Source organism: Piscinibacter sp. XHJ-5, assembly GCF_029855045.1.
In the GTDB taxonomy this organism is placed as follows: Bacteria; Pseudomonadota; Gammaproteobacteria; order Burkholderiales; family Burkholderiaceae_C; genus Albitalea.
This window is the reverse complement of record NZ_CP123228.1, coordinates 6,640,631-6,648,202: the sequence shown is the minus strand read 5'-3', so window position 1 is coordinate 6,648,202 and position 7,572 is coordinate 6,640,631. Positions and strand designations below refer to the sequence as shown.

Annotated in this window: 8 protein-coding genes; 6 read left to right on the top strand and 2 right to left on the bottom strand. The window is 68.7% G+C overall.

Annotation, left to right across the window (positions count from 1 at the left end; genetic code table 11):
* The first annotated feature begins 169 nt into the window (after positions 1–169).
* The 6 genes from rpmH (at position 170) to P7V53_RS31485 (ending at position 4,868) form a co-directional block, all read left to right on the top strand.
* Positions 170–304, top strand: a complete 135-nt coding sequence (rpmH, locus tag P7V53_RS31510; RefSeq protein WP_112191104.1) for a 50S ribosomal protein L34 — start codon at positions 170–172, stop codon at positions 302–304.
* Positions 305–342: 38 nt separating this feature from the next.
* On the top strand, positions 343–813 hold the full coding sequence (locus P7V53_RS31505; protein ID WP_280153435.1) for a ribonuclease P protein component: 471 nt from the start codon (positions 343–345) through the stop codon (positions 811–813).
* A gap of 34 nt (positions 814–847) precedes the next feature.
* Positions 848–1,114, top strand: coding sequence for a membrane protein insertion efficiency factor YidD (gene yidD, locus P7V53_RS31500; RefSeq protein ID WP_280156650.1), 267 nt, complete (start codon positions 848–850; stop codon positions 1,112–1,114).
* Entirely contained in the window at positions 1,111–2,856 is a 1,746-nt protein-coding gene (gene yidC, locus P7V53_RS31495) for a membrane protein insertase YidC (protein ID WP_280153434.1), read from the top strand. Before yidD ends, yidC begins: the two co-directional genes overlap by 4 nt.
* 11 nt (positions 2,857–2,867) lie before the next feature.
* Positions 2,868–4,247 carry a tRNA uridine-5-carboxymethylaminomethyl(34) synthesis GTPase MnmE gene (gene mnmE / locus P7V53_RS31490; protein WP_280153432.1) on the top strand — a complete coding sequence of 460 codons (1,380 nt, stop codon included), beginning with the start codon at positions 2,868–2,870 and terminating at the stop codon, positions 4,245–4,247.
* A 153-nt stretch (positions 4,248–4,400) separates the two neighbouring features.
* The gene (locus P7V53_RS31485; RefSeq protein WP_280153431.1) at positions 4,401–4,868 is read left to right on the top strand and encodes a cyclic nucleotide-binding domain-containing protein; all 468 of its coding nucleotides are present in this window, start codon (positions 4,401–4,403) and stop codon (positions 4,866–4,868) included.
* A gap of 51 nt (positions 4,869–4,919) precedes the next feature.
* Here the strand turns inward: P7V53_RS31485 and P7V53_RS31480 are convergent, their stop codons facing one another.
* Together P7V53_RS31480 and P7V53_RS31475 are read right to left on the bottom strand one after the other, a co-directional pair.
* On the bottom strand, positions 4,920–5,480 hold the full coding sequence (locus P7V53_RS31480) for an adenine phosphoribosyltransferase (protein WP_280153430.1): 561 nt from the start codon (positions 5,478–5,480) through the stop codon (positions 4,920–4,922).
* Positions 5,481–5,520: 40 nt separating this feature from the next.
* Positions 5,521–7,521: a monovalent cation:proton antiporter-2 (CPA2) family protein gene (locus P7V53_RS31475; protein ID WP_280153429.1), complete on the bottom strand. Its 2,001-nt coding sequence runs from the start codon at positions 7,519–7,521 to the stop codon at positions 5,521–5,523.
* Between the last annotated feature and the right edge of the window lie 51 nt (positions 7,522–7,572).

Below are 7,572 nucleotides of genomic sequence, written 5' to 3'. Positions count from 1 at the left end.
ACTTGGCCTTTCTTGCAACGGCGCGGCAACGTGCCCGCGACGGCGCAATGTGTCCACGCGCGAGTTGCCAAGGCAAATCGTCAAAGGCAAATCGCCAACACAAGGCATCTGGTTCGGTTCAGCGCCACGGCGGTCCGTATCCGGTAGGCCGCTCACTCCAGGAATCAACATGAAACGCACCTACCAAGCTTCGAAGGTTCGCCGCGCCCGCACTCACGGCTTTCTCGTTCGCATGAAGACCCGCGGAGGGCGTGCCGTCATCAACGCCCGTCGCGCCAAGGGCCGCAAGCGCCTGTCGGTCTGAGCGCGACGCCGGTCCGCCGTCTCCACGCAGGAGGCCAGGTGATCGGCCGCATCGTGCGTTCTGCCGACTTCGAACGTGTGTTGTCCGCGCCCACCCGGGCGCGGACTTCGCATTTCGCGCTGCATCACCTGCAGGCCCGCCCCGGGACGCCGTCCCGCCGAGTCATCCCCGGTTTGTCCACCGAGTTGTCAACAGGCAGCTCGGCCCCCTCGCCCGCGGCTGTGGATGACCCGGATGCGGCGCGCCCGCCCGACCGGGTCTGGCTGGGCGCCGTCGTGCCCAAGCGGCATGCCCGGCGGGCCGTCACGCGGTCCCTGCTGAAGCGGCAGATCCGTGCCGCGGTGGGCCGCCAACCTCATCTGCCGGCAGGCTTGTGGGTGGTGCGGCTGCGCGCTCCTTTTGCGCGCGAACAGTTCACCAGCGCGGCGTCGGCCGCGCTGAGCGCGGTGGCGCGGCTCGAACTCGACACCCTGCTGGCCGACGCGGTGCGCCGGTCGCCTTCCGCCTGAGTGTCCGATGTCGCTGCTGCGTGATCTGGCCGATGTGCCGCGCCGCCTGCTGATGGCGCTGGTGCGCTTCTATCGCTTCTGGCTGAGTCCCTGGCTGGGCAGCCGCTGCCTGTACGAGCCGACCTGCTCCCGCTATGCACTGCAAGCGCTGGAGCGTCACGGTGCGGCCGCGGGCAGCTACCTGGCGGCCAGGCGACTGCTTCGCTGCGGACCCTGGTGCGCTGCCGGACACGACCCGGTGCCGGACGAGCCGCCGCGCCTGTTCCGATCCTTTCTTCCCCGCGAAAAGAACATCACATGACCGACATGCGCCGCACCCTGTTGTGGGGTGTTTTCCTGATCTCGCTGTTTCTGCTGTACGACGCCTGGATGAAGCACACGGGGCAGCCTTCGCTGATGTCGCCGGCCCCCAGCCGTCCCGCGGCGACCGCGCCTGCCCCGGCCCCCGCGACCGGGACAGCCACCTTGCCCTCGTCGACGGCGACGCCCGTGTTGAACGCGGCCGCGCCGGCGACCACAGGCACCGCAGCGGCTGCCGCCGAGATCGTCGAGATCACCACCGACCTCGTGAAAGCCAGGCTGAACAGCCAAGGCGGTACGCTCGAGTACCTGGAGCTGCTGACCCAGAAGCAGGCGGTCGACAAGCCCTGGTACGAGCCGTTCCTTGCGCTCGTCGGCGCCGGCAAGGCGAGCAGCGTGCCGCCGCCGAACGTCGTCCTGTTCGACCGCAGCAGCCAGCACGTGTACCTGGCGCAAAGCGGACTGCTCGGCGCTGGCGGCCTGCCCAATCACCTCAGCGCGATGAAGGTCGTGCCGGGCGAGCGCACGCTTCGGGAAGGACTCAACACCTTGTCGATCAGCTTCGAGTCGCCCGAGCAGGGCGGCGTGAAGCTGGTGAAGACCTACACCTTCCACCGCGGCCGCTACACCGTCGACGTGCGCCACGAGATCCGCAACGTGGGCAGCGCACCGGTCCCGGCACCGCAGCTGTACCTGCAGCTGGTGCGCGACAGCAATCCGCTGCCCGGCGAATCGAGCTTCTACTTCACGTTCACCGGCCCGGCCGTGTACACCGAGAACGCCAAGTTCCAGAAGATCGAGTTCAGCAACATCGACAAGGGCAACGCGAGCTACGAGAAGGTCGCGGACACCGGCTGGATCGGCATGGTCCAGCACTACTTCGCGTCGGCCTGGATCCACAACGCGCCGCTGCGCCGCGAGTTCAGCGTCCGCGCGCTCGATGCGAACCAGACCGACTACGGCCGCCGCACCTACGTCGTCTCCGAGATCTTCACGCTGCCGGCCCTCGCGCCGGCAAGCCAGCAGCTCTTCGACGCCGTGCTGTTCGCCGGACCGCAGGAGGAAGAAAAGCTCGAGACGCTCGCACCGGGCCTCGAGCTGGTGAAGGACTACGGCTGGTTCACCATCCTTGCCAAGCCGCTGTTTGCCCTGCTGACCTGGCTGCACAAGCTGATCGGCAACTGGGGCTGGGCCATCGTCGCGCTGGTGGTGCTGCTGAAGATCGCCTTCTACTGGCTCAACGCGAGCGCCTACCGCTCGATGGCCAAGATGAAGGCCATCAACCCGAAGGTGCAGGAACTGCGCGAACGCTACAAGGACAAGCCGCAGCAGATGCAGCAGGAGATGATGCGCATCTACCGCGAGGAGAAGGTCAACCCGCTGGGCGGCTGCCTGCCGATCTTCGTGCAGATGCCGTTCTTCATCGCGCTGTACTGGGTTCTGCTGTCGACGGTGGAGATGCGGCACGCGCCGTGGATCGGCTGGATCACCGACCTGTCGGTCAAGGATCCGTACTTCATCCTGCCGCTGCTGATGACCGCGAGCCAGATGTTCCAGACCTGGCTGAACCCGACACCGCCCGATCCCGTGCAGGCGCGCATGATGTGGATCATGCCGCTGGTGTTCAGCGTGATGTTCTTCTTCTTCCCGGCCGGACTGGTGCTGTACTGGCTCACCAACAACATCCTGTCGATCGCGCAGCAGTACGTGATCAACAAGCGGCTGGGCGTCATCGGCAAGTAGACAATCGGCGGATGCTGCCGCGCCACCGCGATCCGATCGTCGCCATCGCGACCGCCCCGGGTCGCGGCGCGGTCGGCATCGTGCGGGCCTCCGGGCGCGACCTCGCTCTGCTGATCGATGCGGTCTGCGGCCGCGCACTGACGCCGCGACATGCGAGCTTCCTGCCGTTCCTCGACGCGCAAGGCGAGCCGATCGACCAGGGCCTGGCGATCCACTTCCCCGCGCCGCATTCGTACACCGGCGAAGACGTGCTCGAGCTCCAGGCGCACGGCGGGCCGGTCGTGCTGCAGCTGCTGCTGGCGCGCTGTCTCGAAGCCGGCCGGGCCATCGGACTGCGCCTGGCCGAGCCGGGCGAGTTCACCGAGCGCGCCTACCTCAACGACAAGCTTGACCTCGCGCAGGCCGAAGCGGTCAGCGACCTGATCGAGGCGAGCACCGAAGCCGCCGCGCGCTCGGCGAGCCGCTCGCTGGCCGGCGGCTTCTCCGTCGAGATCCGCACCCTCGCCGACCAGCTCGTCACCTTGCGCATGCTGGTCGAGGCCACGCTCGATTTCCCCGAAGAGGAACTCGACTTCCTGCAGAAGGCCGATGCGCGCGGCCAGCTCGCCCGCATCGTCGCGCAGGTCGACGCGGTGCTCGATCGCGCACGCCAGGGCGCCTTGCTGCGCGAGGGCATCAAGGTCGTCATCGCCGGGCAGCCGAATGTCGGCAAGAGCTCGCTGCTGAACGCGCTCGCCGGCGCCGAGCTCGCCATCGTCACCCCCATTCCGGGCACCACGCGCGACAAGGTCAGCGAGACGATCCAGATCGAAGGCGTGCCGCTGCACGTGATCGACACCGCAGGCCTGCGCGAGACGCTCGACGAGGTCGAGCGAATCGGCATCGCGCGGACCTGGGCCGAGATCGAAGGGGCCGATGCATTGCTGCTGCTGCACGACCTCACGCGCCATGGGGAGGCCGAACACGCGGCCGGCGACGCCGCGATCGCGGCCCGGCTGCCGCCGGCGCTGCTGCACGGCGGACGGCTGGTGCATGTCTTCAACAAGGCCGACGCGGTCCAGGCGCCGGCGCAGGTCCTCGAAGGCGTCGTCGTCTCGGCCAGGACTGGCGCCGGCCTCGATCACCTGCGCCGCCGCCTGCTCGAGCTGGCCGGCTGGCACGCCATCCCCGAGGGCCTGTTCATCGCGCGCACGCGGCATGTGGAGGCGCTGCGTCGAACCCGAGAGCACCTCGAGGCGGCGCAGCATCAGGCGGACAGCAGCGACCCTGCACTCGACCTGTTCGCCGAGGAGCTGCGGCTCGCGCAGCGCGCGCTCGGCGAGATCACCGGCGAGGTCACTCCCGATGATTTGCTGGGTGTCATCTTCAGCCGCTTTTGTATCGGGAAGTGAGGGTCGGGCGCTTCGTGACAAACGGCGCTCGCCGAGCGACCGGCGGGCCGCTTTCCCCGGGGTCTGGCGATTGTGGCGGCCGGGTGGCCAGTCAATAATTGCCGCACGAACAATGCAGGAGGGCTGGCCACGGCAGTCAGCGCGCGGAGGACCATGGAATTCGACAAGCTGGTTCAGGCGATCCAGACGCTCAATGCGGAAGATGCGTTCCGCGCGCGCCTGTCGGCCGATCAATGGCGGGCGGTCGCGCCGTACCTCACCCGCCACGACATCCGCGCCGGCGATCTTCTGATCAAGCAAGGCGACACCGACCGCACGATGTATTTCCTGGCCGAGGGCTCGCTGCAGGTCTTCATCACCGGCGGCCCGCCGGGGAGCAATCGCATCGCCATCCTGCGCGCGGGATCGGTGGTCGGCGAGCCCGGGCTGTTCAGCGATGCGCCGCGCCTGGCCAACGTCGAAGCGATGACGCCGTGCGCGGTGTGGGCACTGCGCGGGCCGCGCCTCGAAGAGATGTCGCAGCGCTCGCCGGCCCTGGCGCTCGAGCTGTTGCGCGCCGCCGGCGGCGTGATGGCGGTGCGCATGCGCGCCAACATCGCGCGGCAGATCCCGTTCTCGTAGCCGAAGCGCGCGGCATCGGCGAAAAGGGCCCGTCACAGGCCCTTCGCATGTTCAGTGGCCTTCGAAGCTGACGAGGGTGAACAGCGGCAAACCGGCCGACCGCAGCTTCTGCGAGCCGTTCAGCTCGGGCAGGTCGACGATGGCCGCGCCTTCGATCACCGTGGCACCCAGCCGCTCGAGCAGCCGCATGCCGGCCATCATCGTGCCGCCGGTGGCGATGAGGTCGTCGATCAGCACGACGCGGTCGCCGGGCTTGACCGCGTCGGTGTGCATTTCCACCGTGGCCGAGCCGTATTCGAGCTCGTAGGTTTCCTCGACCGTCGTGAATGGCAGCTTGCCCTTCTTGCGGATGGGCACGAAGCCGATGTTCAGCTCGTAGGCCAGCACCGACCCGATGATGAAGCCGCGCGCGTCGAGGCCGGCGATGGCACTCGGGCGGACGTCGAAGTAGCGATGCACGAACTGATCGATCAGCACGCGAAACACTCGCGGGTTTGCGAGCAGCGGCGTGATGTCGCGGAACTGCACGCCGGGAGCCGGCCAGTCGGGCACGGTGCGGATGTGCCGCTTGATGTAGTCGGCCGGGCTGTCGATGCGAGCGGAGGTGTTCATCGCGCCGCCGATTGTCACCGCGCGGCTCGCACGGCGCCAGCTAGGATGCCCCGAGCAGTTTGCCTTCGGCGAGCGCCAGCGGCTCGGGCAGGCCCGACAGGACCAGCGTGTCACCTGCGCCCAGCACCAGCGCGTCGGACGGCTTGGTGACCGCCCCCGAGGCGCGACGCAGCGACACGACATTCACGCCGACCGCGTGCAGCGCCTGCTCGCCGAGCGTCTGGCCGACGCACGCGCCGCCCGACGGCAGCGTGATGCTCAGCAGCCGCGCCGTCTGCAGCTCGTCCGCGGTGTCGTCGTCGGCACCGTGGAAGTAGCCGCGCAACAGCGAATAGCGCGCATCGCGCTGCTCCTGCACGACGCGGATCACGCGCCGCATCGGCACGCCCACCAGGGCCAGCGCATGGCTGGCCAGCATCAAGGAGCCCTCCACCGATTCGGGCACCACCTCGGTCGCGCCGGCGGCGCGCAGCCGTTCCAGGTCGCTGTCGTCGATCGTGCGCACCAGCACCGGCACCTTGGGGGCGTGGGCCTGCACCAGGCGCAGGATCTTCATCGCCGAGGCGGTGTCGGGATAGCTCACGACGACCGCGCTGGCGCGCGCCAGCCCCGCGGCCATCAGGCTCTGCAGGCGTGCCGCATCGCCGAACACCACGCTCTGGCCGGCGGCGGCCGCCTGGCGAACGCGGTCGGGGTCGAGGTCGAGCGCCATGTACGGGATGCGCTCGAGCTCGAGGATGCGCGCCAGGTTCTGGCCGCTGCGACCGTAGCCGGCGATGATCACGTGCGCCTCGGTGTTGATGGCGCGCTTGGCGATCGTCGTCATCGCGACCGATTGCAGCAGCCAGTCGTTGGCCGACAGCCGCATGACGATGCGATTGCTGTACATCACGATGAACGGCGTCGCCAGCATGCTCAGGACCATGCTCGCGAGCACCGGCGTGTGCAGTGACGGCGGCAGCAGCCCGCCGTCGGTCGCCAGCGCCAGCAGCACGAAGCCGAACTCGCCGGCCTGCGCGAGGTACAGGCCGGTGCGCAGCGCGACGCCCGTCTGCGCGCCGAACAGCTTGGCGAGCCCGGTGACGAGGCCGAACTTGAACAGCACGGGCAGCAGCGACAGGCCGAGCACCAGCGGCCACTGCTGGACCACCGCCACCAGATCGAGGCGCATCCCGACGGTGATGAAGAACAGGCCCAGCAGCACGTCGTGGAACGGCCGGATGTCGGTCTCGACCTGGTGCTTGTATTCGGTTTCGGCGATCAGCATGCCCGCGATGAAGGCGCCGAGTGCAAGCGAGAGGCCGGCGAACTCGGTGAGGTAGGCCAGCCCCAGCGTGACCAGCAGCAGGTTGAGGATGAACAGCTCTTCGCTCTTGCGCCGCGCGACCTGCGTGAGCCACCAGCGCATCACGCGCTGGCCGCCGACGAGCAGCAGGGCCAGCAGCACGGCAGCCTTCAGCGCCGCGAGCGCCAGTTCGCGCAACAGCGCCTCGGGCTCCGAACCGAGCGCGGGGATCAGCACCAGCAGGGGCACGACCGCGAGATCCTGGAACAGCAGCACGCCCATCACGCGCCGTCCATGCTCGCTCTCGAGCTCGAGGCGCTCGGCCATCAGCTTGACGACGATGGCCGTGCTGCTCATGGCCAGCGCGCCCCCGAGCGCGAACGCCGCCTTCCAGCCCAGGCCCCAGCTCGCGCCGGCCTGCACGACGACCCAGCCGAGCAGCGCGTTGCCCGCGAGCGCCGCGAGGATGGTCAGCACCACCTGGCTCAGCCCCAGGCCGAACACCAGCTTGCGCATGCTCTTCAGCTTGGGCAGGTTGAACTCGAGCCCGATGACGAACATCAGGAACACGACACCGAACTCCGCCAGGTGCTGCATGCCCGTCGAGCCTTGCGCCAGCGCGGTCGCGTTGGGACCGATCACCACGCCGACCGTGAGGTAGCCGAGCATCGGTGGCAGCTTGACGAGGCGGCACACGACCACTCCCGCCACCGCGGCGACGAGGTAGAGCAGGACGAGTTCGAGAGTTGAAGCCATGCCGCGAGGGTGATGGGCGCACGGCGACCGTTCGCAAGGCCCATGCCTACA

Bases quoted from the DNA above. Each gene is read 5' to 3' on its own strand.
- yidC (WP_280153434.1), top strand. From the start codon at position 1,111: ATGACCGACATGCGCCGCACCCTGTTGTGGGGTGTTTTCCTGATCTCG.
- mnmE (WP_280153432.1), top strand. From the start codon at position 2,868: ATGCTGCCGCGCCACCGCGATCCGATCGTCGCCATCGCGACCGCCCCG.
- rpmH (WP_112191104.1), top strand. From the start codon at position 170: ATGAAACGCACCTACCAAGCTTCGAAGGTTCGCCGCGCCCGCACTCAC.
- P7V53_RS31480 (WP_280153430.1), bottom strand. From the start codon at position 5,480: ATGAACACCTCCGCTCGCATCGACAGCCCGGCCGACTACATCAAGCGG.
- P7V53_RS31475 (WP_280153429.1), bottom strand. From the start codon at position 7,521: ATGGCTTCAACTCTCGAACTCGTCCTGCTCTACCTCGTCGCCGCGGTG.
- P7V53_RS31485 (WP_280153431.1), top strand. From the start codon at position 4,401: ATGGAATTCGACAAGCTGGTTCAGGCGATCCAGACGCTCAATGCGGAA.